Below are 21,479 nucleotides of genomic sequence, written 5' to 3'. Positions count from 1 at the left end.
CCTCGAACAGGCCGCCGCCTACTGACAGTTGACAGTTTCAGGGGGCGTGCGACCCGGAGCCAGGTCCGCCCGAGGACTTCGGCATATCTCCATATGATCATCGCGAACGGTAGCTCGCGTTCCGGACTACGCCGAGGTCAGGCGGTCGCGGTGGGTGGTCAGGTCTCGGCGGGAGTGGACGTCGAGTTTCCGGAACACCTTGCGCAGGTGGTAGTCGACCGTGTGCACGCTGAGGAACAGCTGGGCCGCGATCTCCCCGTTGGTGGCGCCGCCCGCGGCGAGCCGGGCGACCCGGGCTTCCTGCGGGGTGAGCCGGTCGCCGCCGTTCGGTGCGTGGGTGCCGGCCGGGAGGGTGTCGCCTGCGGCGGAGAGTTCCTGAGCCGTCCTGGCGGCGAAGCCCTGGGCGCCCATGGCGTCGAAGAGCCCGTGGGCGGTGCGCAGTTCGTGCCGGGCGTCCTTGGTGCGGCGCTCCCGGCGCAGCCATTCGCCGTAGAGCTGGTGGCTGCGGGCCCGGCGCAGGGGGCCGCGGGCGTCCTCGTGGTGCCGGATGGCCCGGACGTACAGTTTCTCGGCCGACGACGGGTCGGCGGTGGTCAGGGCCCGGGCGCGGGCGAGGTCGCCGAGCAGGCCCGGCACGGGGGTCCGGTCCGCGAGCCGGGTCAGGAGTTCCAGCAGACCTCGTGCCTCGTCGTCCCGGCCGCTGCGCGTCGCCGCCTCGACCATGTCGACGAGGGCGAACTTCGCCTGGCAGGTGTCCCCGATCTGTCCCTCCAGGCTCAGGTACGCCTCCTCGTACCGGCTCCGGCTCAGTTCGACCACGCACCGGGCGTAGTCGAGGAAGACCAGCTGGTATCCCTGCCCGGTGCGGGCGGCGTGCTCGCGCACCGCCTCGACCAGCGTGCGGGCCTCCTCGAACCGGCCGCGCCAGGCGGCGACGAGCAGGCCGCCGAGGTGCGTCTGGGAGCCGCGGGCCTCCTCCAGCGCCGCCCGCTGGTCGAAGAGGCGCTCGGACTCGTCGAGGCGGCCGGCGATCAACTCCGAGAGGGCGGTGTGGCTGAGGGCGAGGGCCATCGGGATCGCGGCGCCCTGGCGGCCGGCTTCGGCGTGCAGCCGCCAGGCGAGTTCGTGGAGGGTCACGTCGTCCCCGAGGACGGTGGCGTGCGAGCAGCCGGCGGCCAGCAGCTGGAACAGTTCGGGAGCGGTCGACTCCTCCTGTCGTACCGCCGCCACGGCCCGCTGGAGCCGCGGGCCCGCACCGGCCAGTCCTTCGAGGTGTACGGCGGTGTCGGCCTCCAGCACCAGGTCGCCCGTGGTGGCCCGCATCCCGGCGGGCAGCGGCAGTGAGCGGACCGTCTCGGCGACGTTGCGGCGCGTCGCCCCCGGTGGTGCCAGGGAGCCGCTGATCTGCGCCTGGACGAGCGCTTCCACGAGGATGTCGCGGGCCGGCCGGATGTCGACGGGGCCCAGTTCCCGGGCCGCGGTCAGCAGGGCGTACGTAGCGGCCGCCGGCGCGCCCGTGAGCCGGTGGATGCGTGCCTGGACCCGCTGCACCATGCCGTTGCGGCGCTGGTCGTCGCGGTAGACCGCCGCTTCGTCGAGAAGCGCCTGCGCCCGGCCCGGGGAGCCGGCCACGGCACTCGCCTCGGCGGCCGCCAGCAGCCGCGGGGCCCGGGCGGCCGGCTCCGAGGTCAGGGCGGCCGAGCGGGCCAGCAGCGACGAACTGCCGGTCCAGTCACCGCGGTCGCGGGCGCGGACGGCGGCGTGGGCGAGTTCGGCCGCGACGGCGTCGTCGGGATCGGTGGCTGCCGCCGCGAGGTGCCAGGCGCGCAGGTCGAGCTCGCCGAGATCCGCCGCGACCGCGGCGAGGACGGCGTGCACCCGGGCGCGTTCGGCCAGAGGGGCGCCGTAGTAGACGGCCGAACGGATCAGCGGGTGGCGGAATCTGACGGTCTCGCGGATGGAGAGGAGGTTGTGCTCCTCGGCCGCCGCGGCGGCACCGGCGTCGAAGCCGAGTTCCGGGCCGGCCCGCCACAGCACGTTCGGGTCGCTGGTGGGGTCGGCGGCCGAGGTGAGCAGGAGGGTGCGGGTCTGCGGCGGCAGCGCCCGCGCCTCGCGCAGGTAGACCCGTTCCAGGGCGCGGCCGAACGGGATCGGCTCCGGCAGCGACGTCTCACCGCTGAGCTGGTCGGCGCGCAGTTCCCGGGCAGCCTCGATGAGGGCGAGGGGGTTGCCGCCGGTCGAGGCGATGACCCGGTCGCGGACACCGGGGTCGAGGGCGCCGGAGACCACCGACTCCAGCAGCCGTCCGGCCGCGTCCGTGCCGAGGCCGGTCACGGCGAGTTCGGGGAGTCCCGCCAGGTGGTCGACCCGGTCGAGGTGGTCGCGGGCGGCGAAGACCATGGCGATCGCGTCGGCGTGCAGCCGGCGGGCCACGAAGGCGAGTACCGCGGCGGACTCCTCGTCCAGCCAGTGGGCGTCGTCCACCAGGCACAGCAGGGGCCGGTCGTCGGCGCGGGCGGCCACCAGCCCCAGGGAGGCGAGGGCGACCAGGAACCGGTCGGGCGGGCTGGTCCGCTCCTGGAGTCCGAAGACCTGGCAGAGGGCGGCACGTTGCGGGTCGGGCAGCTTCGGCAGCTGGGACAGGTGCGGTCCGAGCAGCTGGTGCAGGGCGGCGAAGCCGAGTTCGGCCTCGGACTCCACGGCGTCGAAGCGCACGATCTCGAAGTCGACGGCCGCGCCTGCCTGGAGGTGGTCGAGCAGGGCGCTCTTGCCGCTTCCCGGCCCGCCCCTGAGGACCAGGACGCCGCTCATCCCGCGCCGGGCGTCGTCGAGCGCCGCCGTCAGCCGGCCGCATTCCTCGTCCCGCCCGAACAGCTCGTCCAATGGTCAACCCCGGGATGCTCGAAAGGGGCGGCTTCCGCTGCTCTCTGCCACGCACGGGTCCAGTCACCGGATTCGTGCGGCCCATACTGTCCAGCGCGTGGAGCCTTTGTCCAGTTGCCCCCACTGCCCGTAACGCCGGGCCCACCGTACGACGTCGGCCACGTGATGCCGCCCGCACGGTCCGGTGTCAGGCTGGAAGGCGATGCCGCCTGCCCGGCCCTGCCGCCGACGCACCCGCGGTGCCGCCCCCGGGGGTGGCCTGCGCAGACGAACGGCCGGCCGAACCCCACCGCCGCGGCATCGGTACTTTCCGGAGGTGCGACATGAAGGATCTGCCCCCGCCGCCCAGCCCGTACCTGGAGCCCGCGGCCCGCGAACTCGCCGACGCCACCGCACCCCACCCGCGGATCTACGAGGTACCGCCCCCGCAGGGGCGTGACATCCTCGCCGGTCTGCAGACCGGCGAGGGGGTGGCCAAACCCGCCGTCGACGAGAACTGGATCGACGTCGACGCCGGCGAGTGGGGCACGGTACGCGCCCACGTCATCAAGCCCGAGGGCGTCAACGGGCCGTTGCCGGTGATCTTCTACATCCACGGCGCCGGGTGGGTCTTCGGTGACGAGAACACCCACGACCGCCTCGTGCGGGAGCTGGCCACCGGGGCACAGGCCGCGGCCGTCTTCCCCGTCTACGACCGGGCGCCCGAGGCCAAGTACCCCACCCAGATCGAGCAGAACTACGCCGTCGCCCAGTGGATCGTGCGGCACGGCGGCGAGTACGGCCTCGACCCGTCCCGGATGGTCGTGTGCGGGGACTCCGTCGGCGGCAACATGTCGGCGGTCCTCGCCCAGATGGCCAAGGACCGCGGCGCCATAGAGCTCGCCGCGCAGATCCTGCTCTACCCGGTGACGGACGCCGACTTCGACACGCCGTCCTACCAGCAGTTCGCCGACGGCTACTACCTCACGCGGGACGGCATGATCTGGTTCTGGGACCAGTACACGACCGACGACGCCCAGCGCCGGGAGCGTTACGCGGCGCCGTTGCAGGCTTCCGTCGACGACCTCAGGGGGCTGCCGCCGGCCCTGGTGATCACCGATGAGGCCGACGTGCTGCGTGACGAGGGCGAGGCCTACGCGGCGCACCTGCGGGAGGCCGACGTCCCGGTCACCGCCGTGCGGGTCCAGGGCATGGTGCACGACTTCATGATGCTCGACAGCCTGCGCGACACGAACGCCACGAACGTCGCCCGGCACCTCGCCATCGACTCCATCAGGGAGGCCCTGCACCCCGTCTGAGGGCCGGCGAGCCCTGGCCGCCCGCCGGGTACTGGCCCCTCTGGGCCGCGTAGGACGGCGGGCCCGTTCGGACTCCGGGCCCGCTCCGGGCCCGCTCCGCTCGCGGCGGAACCGGAGCGGGCCGGTCGATCGTGTGGCTCAGCGGTGGTGCGGGGACGTCAGGTAGTGCCGGCGGAGCAGTCCCCTGCCGTAGTCGTTGCCGTTACGACCGGGCTGTGCACGCGCCGGTAGAAGGGGTCGTCGTCACCGGCGCCGCCCATCCAGGCCGCACGGGTGTCCGCGAGATGACCGCGGCCGCCTGCTGGGGCGTTCCCTGAATTCCCTCGGAGTTTCCGGACGGCGTTCCCGCCGGACCGGGCCGCCGCGATCACTCCTGCGGGCGCGGGGATGATCCCGGACGGGACGGCGACGCCGTCGCGGTCATGCCGTTCAGCAGCGCGGTCAGGATGCGCGTGAGCCGAGGCTCGACGTCGACGACGGCATGCGCCAGCTCGGGGCGCGACTCGTAGAGTTCACGGAGCCGGGTTCCGGGCGCGGCCATCTGCAGGAGCGCCCCGGCCATGCTCGTGGCCGTGGCGACCACATCCACGGCCGCGCCCTCGGTGATTCCCAGCAGTTCGCACAACGCCGCTGCAAGTGCGGCCACTTCGCCGACAGCGACCGTCTTGAACGCGTACGCGGACTCCAGCGACACGTTGCGTTCCAGGTTCAGCGGCGCCTGGGCGAGCAGGTCGCAGAAGAACGGCCGCGCCACGAGCGACTGCGCCACGGCGGCCGCGATCTCGTCGTGTCCTGAGCCGGCCAGTTCGGCCAGCCGCGCGCGCAGCGCCGCCGACCACTCCTGCCAGCCTTCCGCGGTGAGACTCAGGAAGATCTGCTCCCGCGTCTCGAAGTACCGCAGCATCGCGGACTTGTGCATGCCGACGGCGGCGGCGATGTCCGTCAGCGTCACCTCACGGACGCTGCGCTCGGTCCCGAGGGATCGAGCCGCGTCGAGGATCTCCCGCTCGCGCTGCTGCTTGGCAGCCGCGCTGCGGGCGCGCTGGGGACGGGTCGCACTCACGACCGGAATGATAGCACAACACCGTTGCGCTAACCGGACCGACAGCACTCCCCCGGTCCGGGGATCCAGGTTCTCCGTGCCGCGTTCTGCCTTCTCCGCGGACCGCCAACACCGATCGCGCCGCCCGGCGTTAAAGGTCTCGCAGGGAGCCTGTCGCAGAACTCTGGCGGAATTGTCCGTGATCGGTAACGGAGGGATCCGGTGCCGGCCGCCTTCCGTCCTGACGGGTGCACGGGATCGACTCAACGACACGGATCGGGGCGGACATGGCGCGGCGCGGCGGACGGGGATGGTACGGCCAGGTGGTCGCGGCGGCGCTCGGGGTCACGGCCGTGACCGTGGCCGCCTCGCTGTGGACCGCGCAGGCCGGCCCCGTCAACCGGCCTGCGGAAGCCCGGACTTCGGTGCACCACTCCGCCCCGAAGGCGACCCCGGTGTCGGTGGAGATCGCGCACGCCTCGGACCGGGGCGCCAGGGGCGTGAACATCACCGTCGACGACGGGCCGGACCCGGTCTGGACCCCCAAGGTGCTCCAGGTGCTCCGGGAGTACGGCGTGAAGGCCACGTTCTGCATGATCGGACCGCAGGCGCAGGCGCACCCCGACCTGGTCAAGGCGGTGGTGGCGGCCGGGCACCGGCTCTGCGACCACACCGTCTCCCACGACGTCACCATGAACACCAAGTCCGAGGCCTACCAGTCCCAGCAGATCCTCGACGCCGAGCGCATGATCACCGAGGCGTCCGGGGGTGTACGGCCGCTCTACTACCGCGCCCCCGGCGGCGCCTTCACCCCGTACAGCCGCAAGCTCGCCGCCTCCCACGGCATGCGCCCGCTCGGCTGGAACATCGACTCGAAGGACTTCGAACGCCCCGGCACGACCGCCATCGTCACCACCGTCAAGGAGGAGCTGCCGAACGGGCCGACCATCCTCTTCCACGACGCCGGCGGCGACCGCTCCGAGACGGTCGCCGCCCTGCGAGAGGTGCTGCCCTGGCTGAAGGAACAGGGGTATGCGTTCGGCTTCCCGGTGCGCTGAGCGCGGGACCGCCTCGGCGGAAGGGACGAGAGGACGACAGGGCGTCGCACAGCACCCCGGCGGGCGGTCCGCCGGCGGCCCGGGTAAATGTTGCGGGCGGCTCGGTGGTGGCCGCATATGGGTGGTGTGGGCGGTGCGGCGTCGGGCCGGCTGCGCCGAGGTCGGCGGGAGGTGGACATGTCGGGGCGGGCACCGCGGTGGGTGACGTGGTTGCGCGGCAAGGACCCGGATCTCGCGGCGACCCGGCGGGCCGCGCGTACGGCGCTGCTGATGCCCGCCCTGTTCGCGCTGTGCACCGAGGTGCTGCACTCCCCGGCGATGGCGAGCTACGCCGCGTTCGGCTCGTTCTCGATGCTGCTGCTGGTGGACTACTCCGGACCGATGGTGGAGCGGCTGCGGGCGCAGGCGGCGCTGACGGTGGCGTGGCTGGTGCTGATCTGCGCCGGGACGATGGCGGGACGGGACATCCGGCTCGCCGTGGCGGCCACGGTCGTGGTCGGGTTCGTGGTCCTCTTCGCCGGCGTGGTCAGCTCGGTCCTGGCCGGCAGCTCGACGGCGCTGCTGCTGGCCTTCGTCCTGCCGGTCAGCGCCCCGGTACCGCTGTCGCAGCTGCCCGAGCGCCTCGCCGGCGCGGCCCTGGCGGGGGCGGTGGCGCTGCCCGCCGTCGCCCTGCTGTGGCCGCGTCCCGTCGCCGACCCGCTCAGCGCCCCGGCGGCAGCCGTCTGCCGTGCGGCGGCCGGGTATCTGCGGATCCGCGCGGCCCTGCCGGGTCCGGACGGGCCGGGGTCCGACGCCGAGCGATGCCGGGTGGGGGCGGAGCACACCGCCCGGGCCGGCGCGGACCTGCGCGGAGCCTTCGACGCCACGACCTGTCGCCCCACCGGACTGTCGGCGACCTCACGCGCCCTGGTCCGGCTGGTGGACGAGCTGACCTGGCTGTGCGCCGTCCTCGTCGACCGGTCCGACTACACCGACGAACCGCCGGCCTGCGATCCGGCCGCGCACACCGTGCGCCGTGCCGCCGCCCGCGTCCTGGACGCGGCCTGCGACCTGCTCACGGACCTCAACGGGGACACCGGTCCGCTGCGGACCCGCGAGGACGACCTTCGGGCGGCCCTGGCCGGGATGGAACACAGCTCCACCGTCGACGTGCCCGCCGCGCACCCGGGCGGCACCAGCACCGCGGAGGTCTACGGGTTCATCGCCACGCTCGACGTGTCCTTCCGCGCCCAGGAGCTCGGCTTCGCCGTGCTGCAGATCGCCGAGAACGTCGACATGGCGGCCACCGCCTGGCAGCGCAGCTGGCCCGAGCGGCTCCTCGGGCGGGAGCCGGGCGCGCTGGCCGCCCCCCTCGCCTCCGCCCGGGAACGGGCCGTCGCCCATCTCAGGCCCGACTCGGTGTGGCTGCACAACAGCCTGCGCGGTGCCGTCGGCCTCGGCATCGCCGTGTTCCTGGCCGGGGTGACCGGCGTGGGGCACTCCTTCTGGGTGCTGCTGGGCACCCTGTCCGTGCTGCGCTCCAACGCGCTCAGCACCGGGCAGAACGCGGTCCGCGCCGTCCTCGGCACGGTCGCCGGGTCGGTGGTCGGCGCCGCACTGCTGCTCCTGATCGGCCGTCACGGCACGGCGCTGTGGTTCGTGCTTCCCGTGGCCATCCTGTGCGCCGGGGTCGCGCCCGCGGCCATCTCCTTCGCCGCCGGGCAGGCCGCCTTCACCGTCACTCTCGTGGTGCTGTTCAACATCGGCCAGGACCCCAACTGGCACATCGCTCTGCTGCGTGTCCAGGACATCGCGCTCGGGTGCCTGGTCAGCGTGGTCGTTGCGGTGTTCTTCTGGCCGCGCGGCGCCCGGGGCGCCGTCCACAAGGCACTCGCCGAGGCGTACGACGACAGCGCCCGTTACCTGGGGGACGCCGTGGACTACGCCCTCGGCCACCGCCGCCCTGTCGACCCCGATCCGCAGGGCCGGGTTGCGGCGGCCGCCGCCCGCCGCCTCGACGACGCGTTCCGCAACTACCTCGCCGAACGCGGCGCCAAGCCGCTGTCGCTGTCCTGCGCGACCACTCTCGTCACCGGGGTCGTGGGGCTGCGGCTGGCCGCCGACGCCGTCGTCTCCCTGTGGCAGGGCGAGGACCTGGCGCGGGTCCAGGCCGTCCGGGCCGACGCCCATCGTGCCGTCCTCGGTTCGGCGGCCCTGGTCACCGGCTGGTACCACGACTTCGCCGCGAGCCTCGGGGGCCGTTCGTCCGTCCCCGACGCCGTCCCGCTCCAGCCCGCGGTCGCGGCGCGGCTCGTGGAGTCCGTCCGCACCGAACTCAGCGACGGTCAGGGCCGGGCGACGCCCGCCGCGGTCCGGATCATCTGGACCGACGACCACGTCGACGCCGCCCGCCGCCTCCAGCCCGCTCTGTCCGACGCGGCCCGGGCACAGGCGAGGACCCAACAGCGCAGGCTGCGGAAGGCGCCCGCCGGCTGAGCACGGCGCCGGGCGGAAACATGCCTGCTCGAAGCGGTGATCACGACAGGTAGGCCGGTGCGGCCCAGACGACGTCGTCGACCGCCGGCCACGGTGCGGTGGAGACCGCCGCGGCGTCACCCCGGCGAAGGCCCTGACGTCCCGGTGCAGGAGGGACCGGTCGACGTAGCCGATCTCCGCCGCCACCCGCGCGGCGCTGTGCCCGGCGGCGAGGCGGCGGGCCGCGTGGTCGAAGCGGATCAGCTGGGCCGCGCGTTGGGGGGAGGCCGGTCTGGGAGCGGAACCGGGACCACAGGCGCTTTCGACTCCATCCGGCCTCCGCCGCCAGCGGCTCGACCCGGACCCCGCCAAGGTGTCCGACCATCTCCCGCCAGACAAAGGCGACTTCGGGGTCGACGGCACGGCCGCTGTGGTACCGGCGGGCGAGGGCGTCCTCGGCGATCGCAAACCGGTCCGGCCAGGACCGGGCGGCGCACAGCAGTTCCTGGACGCGCACGGCGTCCGGGCCCCAGAGGTCGGCGAGGGAGACGACGGTGCCGCCCTGGAACTCGCGCTCCCGTGGAACAGGCGCCGCCCTCCGATCAGTTGCGGTCCTGTCAGCCGGCGGTGCGCCGGATCCGTCCGGCGTACCGCTTCTCCAGCTCCCGGTTGCCCTCGAAGCCGCCGGGCACGTTGGCCGAGACGTAGACCGGCGGGCGGTCGCCGGAGGCGAGGAGGAGGCCGGCCGCCTCGGCCACCGCCATCTGCACGAGCATCACCCCGGTCAGCGTGGACAGTGCGCAGACCGCGCCGCCGCCCGGCAGTTCGAGGAGGGCGTCGCCCAGCGGCGCCGCGTTGTCGAGGACCACGTCGGCCAGGTCGGCGAGCTTCCTGCCGCCGGCGTGGCCGGCCGGGACCGCCCTGGTGTGGGCGAGGGAGGTGAGGGCGAGGACACGGTGCCCGCGTTCCCTCGCGTGCAGGGCCATCTCCACGATCACGTTGTTCACCCCGGAGTTGGAGACGACGACGAAGAGGTCCTCGGGGCGCGGAGCGGCGAGGTCGTAGAGGCGGGCGGCGACGCCGGGCTCACGTTCCAGGAGCGGGTCGTCGAGGACGCTCGGGTGCTCACCGCCGTACAGGACGAGGTCGGCGATGCTGATCCGGTTGGTCGGCACCAACCCGCCTGCACGGCCGGCGACTTCGAGGACCAGGGCCTGGGAGTGGCCGGTGCCGAAGGCCTGGAGGACCCCGTCGGCGCGGACGCAGTCGGCGATCAGTCCGGCGGCCCGGGTGATGTCGGGGCGGGCCGACCCGGTGAGGCGGTGGAGGGCGGCGAGGCCCTCGCGGGCGAAGCGTTCGGCGTTCACCGGCTCGGTCGTGGACTCGTTGCCGGACTCGACGGACACGTACGCCCTCCCCGCTGCCGGGACGTGAGCCGGCGGCGGATTGAACCACCCCGGATCCATCTCTGTCGATGAATCAATAAATCACGCACCTCATCTGCGGCGCAACGGCGCGCCGACGTGGTCCTGGTACTCAACTGACGCCGAAAACAGCGGCTGTTACCTTCCCTCCATGCCCTCGACCGACGTCACCACCCTCATCCGGACCGAGTTGCCGCGCCTGGCCGGTTCCCTGCGGAAGGTCGGTGAGCTGATCCTGGAGGATCCGGCCGCCGTCACGCGCTGTTCGGCCGCGGAGCTGGGCCGCCGCACCGGCACCTCCCAGGCGACCGTCACCCGTTTCTGCCGGGCCGTCGGCCTCGACTCCTACCAGCACCTGCTGATCGCGCTCGCACAGGAGCGGGGTCGCGGCGAGGTCTCCGACTGGGGCACGGCCGAGATCGGCCCGGACATCTCCCCGGACGACAGCCTGGAGCGAGTGGTGAAGGTGGTCGGCACCGCGGACCTGCGGGCCGTCCAGCAGACGCTGGACCGGATCGACCTGGACGCGGTCGAGCGGGCCGCGCAGGCCATGGCCCGGGCCCGCAGGATCGACGTCTACGGCGTGGGCGGCAGCGGCGCGGTGGCACAGGAGACCGAGACCCGGCTGTTCCGGATCGGCTGCCCGGTGCGCGGCTGGACCGAGGTGCACGCCGCGGCCACCTCGGCCGCCCTGCTCACCCCCGCCGACGTCGCGATCGGTATCTCCCACTCCGGGGCGACCCGCGAGACGACCGAGCCGTTCGAGACGGCCAGGAAGCGCGGCGCGACGACGATCGCCCTCACCGCCGACCCGCGTTCCCCGCTCGCCCGCGGCGCCGACATCCGGCTCATCTCCGCCACCCCGGAGACGAGCTTCCCCACCGGCATCATCGGCGCCCGCCACTCGGTGCTGCTCCTCATCGACTGCCTGTACGTCCGGGTCGCCCAGCTCTCCTACCAACGGGCCAGCGCTTCGCTGGCGTTGACCGACCACATCGCCGGGCAGCACGCGGTGCCCAGCGGTCGGTCCCGGCGCGCGGGGCGTCGGTGAGTTCGCAGCGGCGGGGCGCCCGGAATGCGGCACGTGGGGGTGGTCACGGGCCTCCGCGGGTCAGCGGCCGGTGACGAGGAGCTGCGCCAGCGCCACGGCGCCCGCGCAGCCGTCCGTCACCGGGGTGATCACGAGGCCGAGGGGGGCGAGTCGTTCGGTGAGCGGGCTCAGCAACGGGCCGTCCGGGGCGACCAGTCCACCCGTGACGACCAGGGCTTCACCCGGGCGCGGCCCCAACGCGGCCACGGATGCGGCGAGATGAGCGGCCGCCGCCTGGAGGATGGCCGCGGCGACCGTGTCCCTCTCCGCCGCCGCGGGCGGGACCAGGGGCGCGAGGTCGGCCAGCCGCACCGGCGGGCGGTCCATCACGGCCGGCAGGAGGTACGCCCGATAGGCGGCCCGCAGCGCCGGCGCCCAGCGGTCGCCGTCGGCCGGGGGCGTCGCCGATCCGCCGTCGGCCGCTGGCGTCGCTGGTCCGCCGTCGGCCGGGGGCATGAATGGTCCAGCGTCGGCCGGGGGCGTCCTCGGCCCGCTCCCGGCCGGGGGCAGCACGCTCGCCGGAAGTCCCAGAGCCCGTCCGACCGCCGCCGTCAATGCCGTCGGTCCGCCCCTTCCGTCCGCCGCCCGCAGGGCCGCCCGCGCCGCCTCGCGCCCGATCCAGAACCCGCCGCCGTCGTCCCCGAGCAGCCAGCCGTCCCCGCCGGAGGTGGCGTGCAGCACGCGCCCCTCGATCCGGGCGGCGACCGTACCGGTGCCGGCGACCAGGGCGAGTCCGTCGGCCGGCCTGCCGGGTGCTCCGGCGAAGGCCGCCTCGACGTCGCTGTAGACCTCCACCGCCGCGGTGCTGACGCCCAGCCGGATCAGCGCGGCGGCGAGGGCCGCCTGCGCCCGCACCCGGCCCGGCTCCTCCTCGGGAGCCCGGGCGGCTCCCGCGAAGCCGCCGACCACCGCCCCGACCCTCGCGCGCCCCGCCTCCGGAACGGCCGACCCGACCGCCTCGGCCAGGTGATCGGCGAGTTCCGGCCCCGGGACGGTCAGCGCGTTCCCCGGCCCGGCCACGCCCTCCCCGAGGGCACGCCCGTCACCGGCGTCCGCGAGGACGGCACGGATCCGGGTCCCGCCGGCATCGATCCCGACGACCCAGTCCGGCCTCGGGTGCACATCGCTGTTCATGGTCGTCCATGGTGGTGATGCGTGCTGAACGCGGCGGACCGCCCGCCGCCGTAGGGGGCAGCGTCACCCGTCAAGAAGGTGACGGGATCGCAAGGCGATCCGCGTCCACGACCGCCTGCGCGAACGTCCCGGGCGCCTCCTGGGGGAGATTGTGGCCGATGCCCGCCAGGGTGCGGTGCTCGTACGGGCCCGTGAACCTGTCCCGGTACGTGCTGCCGTCGCCCGGTGCCGTGAACGGGTCGCGTTCGGGATCCAGGGTGATGGTGGGCACGCCGATGAACGGCCGTGCGGCGAGCCGCTTCTCGAGGTCGTCGTAGCGGCGCTCGCCGTCGGCGAGACCGAGCCGCCAGCGGTAGTTGTGGATGACGACGGCCGCGTGGTCTGGGTTGTCGAAGGCCGCGGCCGTACGGTCGAAGGTGGCGTCGTCGAAGTCCCAGGTCGGGGAGACCAGTTCCCAGACGAGCCGCGTCAGGTCGCGGCGCTTGTCCCGGTCCTCCATGGCCAGGCGGCCCCGCTCGGTGGCGAAGTAGTACTGGTACCACCAGGTGTGCTCTGCCGCCGCCGAAAGGGGCTCCCGGTTGGCCCGGAGGTTGGTGACGAGGTACCCGCTCACCGACACCAGCGCCCGGCACCGCTCGGGCCAGAGCGCGGCGATGATGTCGGCGGTGCGCGATCCCCAGTCGAAGCCGGCCAGCACGGCCTTCTCGATCTTGAGGGCATCCATCAGGGCGACGATGTCCAGGGCGACGGCCGACTGCTGGGCGTTGCGGAACGTGCGGTCGGAGAGGAATCGGGTCGTGCCGTGACCGCGCAGGTAGGGGACGATCACCCGGTAGCCCTGCCGGGCGAGCAGCGGGGCGACGTCGACGAAGCTGTGGATGTCGTACGGCCACCCGTGCAGGCAGACGACCACGGGGCCGTGCGCCGGGCCCGCCTCCGCGTAGCCGACGTCGAGCAGCCCGGCCCTGATCTGCCTGAGCCGCCCGAACGACGTGGCAACCGCGGACGGCGGCGAGGCGTCCCGCGAAGCGGCGGAGGCGGCCGGAACCCCCTGCAGACCCCCCAGCGAGACAGCCGCCGCGCCGGTGCCCAGAGCCGTGCCGAAGGTGCGCCTGTTGATCACGTGAAGGCCTCCTTGATCCAGCGTTCGCTTTTCCCGTCCCGCGTCACCTGTCGAACCGGTGACGCAGGAGCATCCTGCCACAACGCCCCTGGTATGCAAGCGTGTTCGGCCGAGCGTGGCGCGAGATCGGACGGCGTGGACGCGCGCCGGTGCGGCGTAGATGTGAGGATCCGCACGCCCTACGGCATTGCGTCGGCCCGGCCGACACGCAAGAGTGTTCCAACCGCCCTACCCAACGAGCGAGATGCTTCCGTCGACCGCCGCACACGGTGGCCCGGGCGAAGAGGAAGAGAAGCGCGTGAGCCGCATATCGGTCCGGGGAATCGCGGTGGCGTCGGCCACCGCGGTCACCGCTGTCGGAAGTGTCGTCGGTGTCGCCTCGGGCAGCAGCGCGCAGAACAACGACGCGGAGGCGACGGCGCCCGACGCCACCCTCCTCGCGGACCTGCCCGCGGGTCAGCAGGCGCAGGTGCAGACCGCGTCACTGACCCAGCAGGCCGATGCCATGGCCGTACAGGCGGACGCGAGTGCCAGGAAGGACGCCGAGCACGCCGCGCGGGCGGCGGCGGCCAAGGCCGCGGAGGCCAAGCAGGCCGCGGCCAAGAAGCGCGAAGAGGCCAAGGCCGCGGCCGGCGACCCCACCGCCGGCTTCCCCGTGCAGAGCTCCTACACCGTGGCGCAGATCAAGGCGATGGCCCTGCAGATCGTGGGCAGCGGCCAGTTCCAGTGCTTCAGCAACATCGTGGATCACGAGTCCACCTGGAACTACCTCGCGGTCAACCCCTCCTCCGGCGCCTACGGCCTCGTCCAGGCGCTGCCCGGGAACAAGATGGCCTCCGTCGCCGCCGACTGGCAGACCAACCCGGCCACCCAGATCAAGTGGGGCCTCAACTACATGAACACCACCTATGGCAGCCCCTGCCAGGCCTGGGCGTTCTGGCAGGTGCACCACGCCTACTGAAGGTGGGGCTCCGCCAGCCGCTCGGGGACCGCGTGCTCCTCGATGCGTTCACCGGGGGACCGTGACGTCCGCGGGCCGCTGAGCGCTCCGCCAAAAGGGCCGTGACAGGCCGTCAGCTCACTGCGGCGCCGTCGTGGCTGGTCGCGCAGTTCCCCGCGCCCCTTCGGGGCGCGCTGCCTCACTGCGGCTCGGCGGAGCGCCCGGCGCGCCGGGTGAAACGTCGGAGCCCCCGGCGCGTGGGGCTGAGGGGCGTGTCCTCAGGAGCGAGCGGCCCCGTCCCCGCCGTCACCGCAGGTGCCGTGGCCGGGGCCGGTACTGAGCGGTCGCCCCGGGCGAGCCGGCTCCGTACGGCCCGGGCCATGGCCTGGTGCGCCGGTTCCAGCAGGATGCCCTCCGCGGCCAGGTGTTCCCACATGTGGAGCAGTTCCTGCCCTCGGGTGGCCACCTGGCCGTCGTCCGTCAGCCGCTGCCACGCCGCGGTGGCGCGGGCCACCTCGGGTGCCGCCCGGTGCAGGTCGGTACGGCAGCGGATGCGCGCGACGGTCAGCGCGAGGACGGTGGAGAGCATGTAGTCGCCGCGCTGGTACGCGAGGTACGCCTCGATCGCCCGTGCCTCCAGCGAGAGTTCGTCCTCCGCTCCCCTGCGCAGCGTGAGGTGCTCCCGCAGGGCGCTGGCGAGGACGGAGGCGGCGTGCAGCTCCCCGCGCTGCGCGTGCTCGATAATGCGCTCGACGCGGGCGAGCGGAGGGAACGCCTCCTCCTCCGCGGCGGTGCGCTCGCGCCCGGGCGGCAGGTCCTCCTCGTCGGCGATGGTCCGGCTGGAGCCGTCGGGGTGGACCCGCAGGCGCGCCACCTGCAGCACGCTGCGGTCGATGACGGTGGCCGCCACCGGGGCGCCCAGGGTGCGGGCGAACATGGCGATCGCGTCGAGGATCGCCTCGTTGGGGGGCCGCGTGCCGCCCATCTCCAGCAGATGGCCGTTGACCACCGTCGACCCGTCCTCGGCCACATAGGCGTCGAGCCGGATCAGCGGCGGCGCGCTGAGCGCGGGCAGGTTTCCCTCGTTGCGGGGGGTCAGTGAGTAGGTCATCCGCTCAGACTCCGGGTCGGACGACACCGAGGATGGGCATGGAGGCGGCCGGGGCGGTGGTGACGGTGCGTCCGGGCCGCGGGGCGTGGACGATCTGTCCGTCGCCTATGTACATGCCCACGTGTGTGGCGTCGTAGTAGATGATCAGGTCTCCGGGCTGCACGGAGGACAGGCTGACGCGGGTCAGTCCCTGCCACTGCGCCTGTGAGGTGCGGGGTATGGGGTGCCCGGCCGCCGCCCACGCGGTGGAGGTCAGTCCCGAGCAGTCGTACGACGAGGGGCCCACGGCGCCCCACACGTAGGGTTTGCCGACCTGCGCCAGCGCGAAGGCGACGGCCTTCCCCGCTGCTCCGCTCGCCGTCGTCCGGCCGCTGACCGAACCGGTACCGGTGGTGCCACCGGAACCGGGCCCCGTCCACTTGGCCTCGGCCTCCTTCGCCTCTTCCTTCTCCAACTGGGCCAGCTTGCGGGTCTGTTCCTTCTTGAGCCCCGCTTCGATCTGCTCGGCCTCGGCGATCTTCTTCTCGATCTTCTGTTTCGCCTCGGCCTTGTCCGCGCGGGTGTTCTTCAGCTCCCGCAGCTTCTCGGCGGCGGCGTCCGTCTGCCGGCTCAGCTGCGCGCGGGCGTTCGCCTGGCTCTCGGACACGGTCACCACGTCCCGCAGGGCCTGGCGGGCCTGGGCCGCGTCGTCCAGGGCGTGGTCGGGGTGGTCGCCGAGCAGCAGCTGAAGGCCCGTGGAGTCGAGATTGCCCCCGCGGTACTGCGTGCGGGCGGCCGCGCCCGCGAGGTCGCGCAGATCGGCCAGCCGGTCCCCGGTACGGGCCAGGTCCCTGTGGAGCGACGCCAGCCGCTTCTCCTGAGCGGCCGCCTTCACATCGGCGGCGTCGTAGGCCTCGGTTGCCACCTCCGCCTGGCGGTAGAGGCCGTTCAGCTCGTCCTGGATGTCCTCGATCGACTTGTCGGTGCGCGGATCGGGCTCGTCCGGGGTCGCGTAACTCGGGCCGGGTAACAGGACGATCGCGCACACGAAGGCTGCTGTGGCGGCTCGGCTCCGCAGCCGTCCGCCACGAGTCGACACGTTCATCGGCTCCATCTTCAGAGGTCACATGCGGGTGGATCAGACAGCCTGCCTTCCCGGCGCAGCCGTCACCACGGTTCCCACGGAGAACTGTTCGAGTCTCGAACACATTACCCCGACGCGAACGGACCACCCCTGTACCCCCGGGCGTGTCAACCTGCCCGCACGCACCTCCTCCACCGCGACCGGACACGGTGGCTGCGCCCTCGCACGGAACCAGTGAGGAGGAACTCCTGGGCAGAAGCCGCCACTTGCCCGCCTCTCGACCACCCGGTCGAGGTCCCGCCTTTGCGGCACGCAGCCTCCCGGCCGACCATTCCGTTCCGAAACGGTCCGGTCGGCCAGGAGGACGGACACCGCGAAGTGCCCGCGAGACCACCTCCGTTGCCCTGGAAGCCGCGCCCCGCGTGCCGTCCGGCTAGCCGCACGTCAACGTCGGCTTCCCCCAGTCGCCGTGGTCGTTGCCGTTGCCGTCGCCGGCGTCGCCGACCTGGAGGTCGAGCACCTGGGCGCCGCTGACGTCGACGTCGATCGGGACCGCGGCCTGTTTTCCGCGGACCGTCGGCGTGGTCACCAGGGTCTTGCCGTCGGCGATCACGGAGAAGGTCACCGTTCCCGCACCCCCGGTCTCGTCGTCGACGCCGACCTGCGCCGTGAGCCGGGAGCACTTTCCGGCGAGGTACAGCTGGACGTCGCTGACCGAGTTGGTGCCCAGACCCTTGGCGTAGCCGACGCCGGCGACGGTGATCGGACGGCCGTCGCCGGCCGCCTGTTCGCCGACGCTGGTGTCGCGCTCCACCGGGCCCCACCCGTTGGTGGACGACAGGAACGGCAGGTCGCTCACCGCGCTCTGGCCGGTCGGCGGGGCCGGCGGGATCCCGCCGACGATGCGCTCGTCGCTGCCGGTGGCCTGCCGTCCGCTCTGCTCGTAGGCCACCGTGGTGGTGAGTGCCGAGGCGGACGGCAGGGTCCCGTCCGGCGGCTGGACCTTCCAGGTGAAGGTGGCCGATTCACCCGGCCGTACCCGCTGGACCGAGCCAGGGCTCGTGGCGGTCACCGTCCAGCCGTCGGGGGCGGAGAGCGAAGCCGTCAGCCGGGAGGCGGACGGCCGGTCCTGCGGCACCCGTACCGTCGTCTCGGCCGTGAAGGCCTGGGCGGACTGCGCGGTGTCCGGCACGTCCAGGGTGACGTCCGCTCCCGGACGCTTCGGCATCGCGTACTTCTCGGGGTCGTAGCGCGGGCTGTCGTTCTGCGCGACGCGCAGGGACGAGGCGTAGCTGCCGTAGTCCGTGAGGGAGACCTTGCCGAGGCCGCCGGTGGTGCCGTCCAGGTTCCAGACGGCGAGGGCGATGCTGTTGTGCCCGTTGGGGTTGAGGATGCCGTTGGGCACGGGGAATGTGTGCTGGGGGCCGAGGTAGTTGACGTAGTTGCCGACCTGCCAGCCGTTCACGAAGATCGTGGCACGGTACTTGCGGGACGGGTCGTCGGTGAAGGTCAGCCCGATCGAGGTGTCCTGGCCGTGCGGCAGGTCCAGGTCGGCGTCGGTGCGGTACCAGGAGACGCCGGGACGGGTGTCGGTCGTCGGCAGGGACACCTGGTCCCAGCTCCTGTCCGGGTAACCGGGCAGGGACCAGCCGGCCCGTTCGCCGTACAGGCCGCCCGTGGAGAGCGGGCCGCGCACCGTGTCCTGCAGGTCCTCGCCGCCGCGTACGCCCTGCACCCGCCAGGTGACGGAGGTCAGGGGCGCTCCGACGAGGGAGGCGCTGGTCAGGCCGCGGGCGGTCTTGTTGCCGTTGGTCGAGTTGTAGTCCTCCTCGTGTCCCATGTTCACGGTGAGGACGGAGAGGACGTTGTCGCCCGACGACTTCAACGAGCCGGACGGGAAGGTGAAGTCGGCGCTGCCGGTGGTGGAACTGCCCAGGAACGTGCCGTTGAGCCAGGCGGAGAACGCCTGCGCGCCGCCGCCGGAGTCCGAGACCAGGTGGACGCCGGTCTCCTTGCCGGTGGCGCGGAAGCGGCCGCGGTACCAGGTGTTGCCGGTGTGGAAGCCGTAGTCGTCCGCGTAGAGCACCGGTTGAGAGTCGCTGCCGGAGACGCTGTTGGTGGTCGCCTTGTCGGCCACCTGCCAGCTGGAGTCGTCGAAGCCGGGGGCGGCTTCCGGCGACTCCTCGGCGTGCTTCCAATTGGTCAGTGCCGGCAGGCTGACCGGGGCGGCCGTCGGGATCGTCCCGGTGCGGCTTGCCGTGTCGGTGGCCTGGGTGCGTACTGTCCTGCCGTTCCAGGTGACGCGGTCGGCGGAGGTGAACACCTCGAAGTTCTTGTCGTCGGCGTTGTCGCCGGTGAGGGCCACGGTGCGGCCGTCGTCCAGGCTGGTCGCCGTGCGCAGCAGGTGGGTGCCGCGTACGAGTACCGGGCCGCTCGCCGTGTCCTGGCGCCAGAAGGTCTCCGCCGTGGCCTTGTCGCCGACGAGCAGCAGGAGCGGGCGCTTCCCGCCGCCGCTGATGCTGACGCGGATCAGGCCCTTGTGCGTGTAGTTCAGACGCAGGTCCCCGGTGGCCGCGTCCCAGGTGGTCGTCACCGTGCCTCCGGTGGCGGTCACGGTGGGCTCGGTGGCGTAGCGCAGGACGGTCTCGCCGTCGCTGCCCGCGTCGCCGTAGAGCACGGCGACGTCGCGGTCCCCGATCGTCGCGCTGGTCATGATCTCCGACGTCGAGTACTGCACCTGCGAGTCACCGAGCCGGTAGTTCGCGACGATCACGTGCGAGTCACGGCCGTCGAGCGTGATCGCGGTGCCGGGCTGCTGGGGCACGACCGGATAGGTCGGTTCCGCGGCGGAGTCGCCCGTCGGTACGTCGATGGCGTCGACGGCCACGTAGTTGTCGGTGGACCCGGAGCTGTGGGTGCCGTCGACGACGATCTTCAGGGTGTGCGCACCCGGCGTGAGGCCCGTCTTCTGGAAGAGCACCGCCTGGTTCTCGCCGCCGGAGTCGTCGACCGTCGCCGCCTTGGTGCCGTCGAGGTAGACGTCGGCGTAGCCGTGGTTGTTCGTCTTGGAGCCGATCCAGCGGATCGCGGTGCCGTCGAAGGGGACGGTGAGCGAGTCACCGGCCTTGTTCGAGAACGACTCGGTGTGCTTGTAGTCGCCGCCGGTGTAGCTGGTGTTGGCCACGTGCGACCACGAACCGGCGTACTGGAGCGCGGAGTCGGGGTCGTCCCAGGTGTAGCTGGTGTCCGCGGCCGGCTGGGCGTTGAAGTCCAGTGAGATGTGGGTCTTGTCGGCCGCGGTGGACGTCGAGTTGCCGTGCCGCAGGACGTGGAACTGCGTCTTCGTGTCGGGGTTCATCCGGGCGGTGTCGACGACCGCGGAGTCGTCCGGCGGGGTGGCCCTGATCGCCTCGGTCTTGGTCAGCGGGGCGACCGACTGGGTGAAGTACCCGATGAGCTTGTCCTCGTAGTACTTCGGATCGAGCTGGCGGGTCTCGCGGATCGCTGCCCCGTAGTCGTACGACGTGTAGTTCTCCGGCATGCCCAGCCAGCCCCAGTTGGTGCCGCCGTAGGTCATGTAGAAACTCTGCGCGGTCGTGCCGACGGCGATGTTCTGCTTGTAGAAGACGTCGGCGAACTGGTCGTTGATCAGCTGGGCGCACTTGTCGTAGCCCGGTCCGCCCCAGGGGTCGAAGGCGCCGCCCTGGAACTCCGGGGAGTACAGGGGCTTTCCGGCCGGGTGGTCGTAGCTGATGTCGGGGACGCCGTTCCACTTCGCGGGGTTGGAGCAGTCGAAGCCCTGCGGGTAGGAGTCCGGGCCGTCGACGTCCAGGGCACCGGTACCGGAGTTGAAGGTGCCGTTGTTGTTGCCGGTCAGCGGCACGGTGATGCCGTCGGCGCGGGCCTTGTCCTCGAGGTGCTGCATGTAGGAGCGGCCGGCGGCCGAGCCGTTGTAGTACTCGTTCTCGACCTGGTAGGCGATGACCGACCCGGTGCCGTTGGTCAGTTGGTGGCGGGCGATGATCCGGTCGATCTGGGTCAGCCACTCGTCCGCGTACTTCAGGAACCGCGGGTCGTCGCTGCGGTTGTTGCCGGCCTTGGTGGTCAGCCAGCCGGGCAGGCCGCCGCTGTCGACCTCCGCGTTGATGTAGGGCGCCGGGCGGGCGATGACGTAGAGCCCGGCCTCCTGGGCCATGTCGAGGAGCTTGTCGACGTCCCGCACCCCGCTGAAGTCGTACACGCCCGGCTTCGGTGAGTGGTATCCCCAGTCGAAGTACAGCGAGGTGGAGTTGAAGCCGGCGGCCTTCATCTTCTGGAAGATGTCCCGCCACAGGTCCGGGCTCGGCAGCCGGAAGTAGTGGAACTCGCCGGACCACAGGTAGGTCCGCTTGCCGTCGACGAGGAACGAGTAGCCGTCCAGACTCACCGTGTGCGCCTGCGGGGCGGCTCCCGCGTCGGCGGCGGGCGCCTGTTCGCCGACGTCCTGCGCCGCCGCCGCGGGCGCGGTCACGCCCGCGGCCAGGGCGATGGTCGCGGCCGCCGCGAGGACGGGCCGCCACCATCGGCGCCCACCGGGTCTCGCGGGCTCTGAACCGATCCGATCACTCCGCACCACGGCCTCCAGACCGACTGAGTAATCAACACCAAACAGACTCAGGCAAAGTCGAACACTAAGGGGGCACACAGCTCAACACAATGGGGCGGGAGAACACGGTCGAGGCGACAGGGACGGCACCCAACCCCGCAAGGCCGCCTGGCCCCTGACCGACCGTCAGCCCAGCGGGTGGCGGGCCGACCCGCTCCGTTCGGCGGGGGCGGGGGGCCGCCGCGAGGCGGACGTGCGGAGGCGGGACCGCCGC

The 21,479-nt window shown here is 72.7% G+C and carries 13 protein-coding genes; 5 read left to right on the top strand and 8 right to left on the bottom strand.

Features of this window, described 5'->3' with window-relative positions; all coding sequences use genetic code 11:
• Nucleotides 1-126 precede the first annotated feature (126 nt).
• Nucleotides 127-2,883, bottom strand: coding sequence for an AAA family ATPase (locus ACFY0P_RS07745; protein WP_388908441.1), 2,757 nt, complete (start codon nucleotides 2,881-2,883; stop codon nucleotides 127-129).
• A gap of 323 nt (nucleotides 2,884-3,206) precedes the next feature.
• Here ACFY0P_RS07745 and ACFY0P_RS07740 point away from each other — a divergent pair, with 323 nt between their 5' ends.
• A complete protein-coding gene (locus ACFY0P_RS07740) occupies nucleotides 3,207-4,181 on the top strand; it encodes an alpha/beta hydrolase (RefSeq protein ID WP_388908439.1) in 975 nt (324 codons plus the stop codon).
• A gap of 367 nt (nucleotides 4,182-4,548) precedes the next feature.
• Here the strand turns inward: ACFY0P_RS07740 and ACFY0P_RS07735 are convergent, their stop codons facing one another.
• Nucleotides 4,549-5,244 carry a TetR family transcriptional regulator gene (locus ACFY0P_RS07735; protein ID WP_388908437.1) on the bottom strand — a complete coding sequence of 232 codons (696 nt, stop codon included), beginning with the start codon at nucleotides 5,242-5,244 and terminating at the stop codon, nucleotides 4,549-4,551.
• Between the two features lie 266 nt (nucleotides 5,245-5,510).
• On the opposite strand from ACFY0P_RS07735, the gene ACFY0P_RS07730 reads away from it, so the two are divergent.
• Nucleotides 5,511-6,281 (top strand): polysaccharide deacetylase family protein, encoded by a 771-nt coding sequence (locus tag ACFY0P_RS07730; RefSeq protein ID WP_388908435.1) that lies wholly within the window; start codon nucleotides 5,511-5,513, stop codon nucleotides 6,279-6,281.
• Nucleotides 6,282-6,458: 177 nt separating this feature from the next.
• Nucleotides 6,459-8,756 carry an FUSC family protein gene (locus tag ACFY0P_RS07725; protein ID WP_388908433.1) on the top strand — a complete coding sequence of 766 codons (2,298 nt, stop codon included), beginning with the start codon at nucleotides 6,459-6,461 and terminating at the stop codon, nucleotides 8,754-8,756.
• A 596-nt stretch (nucleotides 8,757-9,352) separates the two neighbouring features.
• Here the strand turns inward: ACFY0P_RS07725 and ACFY0P_RS07720 are convergent.
• Nucleotides 9,353-10,141 (bottom strand): sugar isomerase domain-containing protein, encoded by a 789-nt coding sequence (locus ACFY0P_RS07720; RefSeq protein ID WP_388908431.1) that lies wholly within the window; start codon nucleotides 10,139-10,141, stop codon nucleotides 9,353-9,355.
• Nucleotides 10,142-10,310: 169 nt separating this feature from the next.
• Between ACFY0P_RS07720 and ACFY0P_RS07715 the strand changes: the two genes are divergently transcribed.
• Entirely contained in the window at nucleotides 10,311-11,210 is a 900-nt protein-coding gene (locus tag ACFY0P_RS07715; protein WP_388908429.1) for a MurR/RpiR family transcriptional regulator, read from the top strand.
• A gap of 60 nt (nucleotides 11,211-11,270) precedes the next feature.
• On the opposite strand, the gene ACFY0P_RS07710 is transcribed toward ACFY0P_RS07715, so the two are convergent.
• Entirely contained in the window at nucleotides 11,271-12,383 is a 1,113-nt protein-coding gene (locus ACFY0P_RS07710; protein ID WP_388908427.1) for a BadF/BadG/BcrA/BcrD ATPase family protein, read from the bottom strand.
• A gap of 70 nt (nucleotides 12,384-12,453) precedes the next feature.
• Nucleotides 12,454-13,506 carry an alpha/beta fold hydrolase gene (locus ACFY0P_RS07705; RefSeq protein WP_388908425.1) on the bottom strand — a complete coding sequence of 351 codons (1,053 nt, stop codon included), beginning with the start codon at nucleotides 13,504-13,506 and terminating at the stop codon, nucleotides 12,454-12,456.
• A gap of 298 nt (nucleotides 13,507-13,804) precedes the next feature.
• Here ACFY0P_RS07705 and ACFY0P_RS07700 point away from each other — a divergent pair, with 298 nt between their 5' ends.
• Nucleotides 13,805-14,467 carry a transglycosylase SLT domain-containing protein gene (locus ACFY0P_RS07700; protein ID WP_388908423.1) on the top strand — a complete coding sequence of 221 codons (663 nt, stop codon included), beginning with the start codon at nucleotides 13,805-13,807 and terminating at the stop codon, nucleotides 14,465-14,467.
• A gap of 178 nt (nucleotides 14,468-14,645) precedes the next feature.
• Here ACFY0P_RS07700 and ACFY0P_RS07695 read toward each other — a convergent pair whose 3' ends face one another.
• From ACFY0P_RS07695 to ACFY0P_RS07685, 3 genes are all read right to left on the bottom strand, one after another.
• The gene (locus tag ACFY0P_RS07695; protein ID WP_388908421.1) at nucleotides 14,646-15,557 is read right to left on the bottom strand and encodes a hypothetical protein; all 912 of its coding nucleotides are present in this window, start codon (nucleotides 15,555-15,557) and stop codon (nucleotides 14,646-14,648) included.
• Between the two features lie 4 nt (nucleotides 15,558-15,561).
• Nucleotides 15,562-16,641, bottom strand: coding sequence for an NlpC/P60 family protein (locus tag ACFY0P_RS07690; protein ID WP_388908419.1), 1,080 nt, complete (start codon nucleotides 16,639-16,641; stop codon nucleotides 15,562-15,564).
• A 412-nt stretch (nucleotides 16,642-17,053) separates the two neighbouring features.
• Nucleotides 17,054-21,232 (bottom strand): beta-galactosidase, encoded by a 4,179-nt coding sequence (locus tag ACFY0P_RS07685; RefSeq protein ID WP_388908417.1) that lies wholly within the window; start codon nucleotides 21,230-21,232, stop codon nucleotides 17,054-17,056.
• Between the last annotated feature and the right edge of the window lie 247 nt (nucleotides 21,233-21,479).

The sequence above is a fragment of the Streptomyces sp. NPDC001714 genome (assembly GCF_042892755.1).
Taxonomy (GTDB): domain Bacteria; phylum Actinomycetota; class Actinomycetes; order Streptomycetales; family Streptomycetaceae; genus Streptomyces.
Note: the sequence above shows the minus strand (reverse complement) of the source record. Positions and strands in the feature narration are given on the sequence as shown.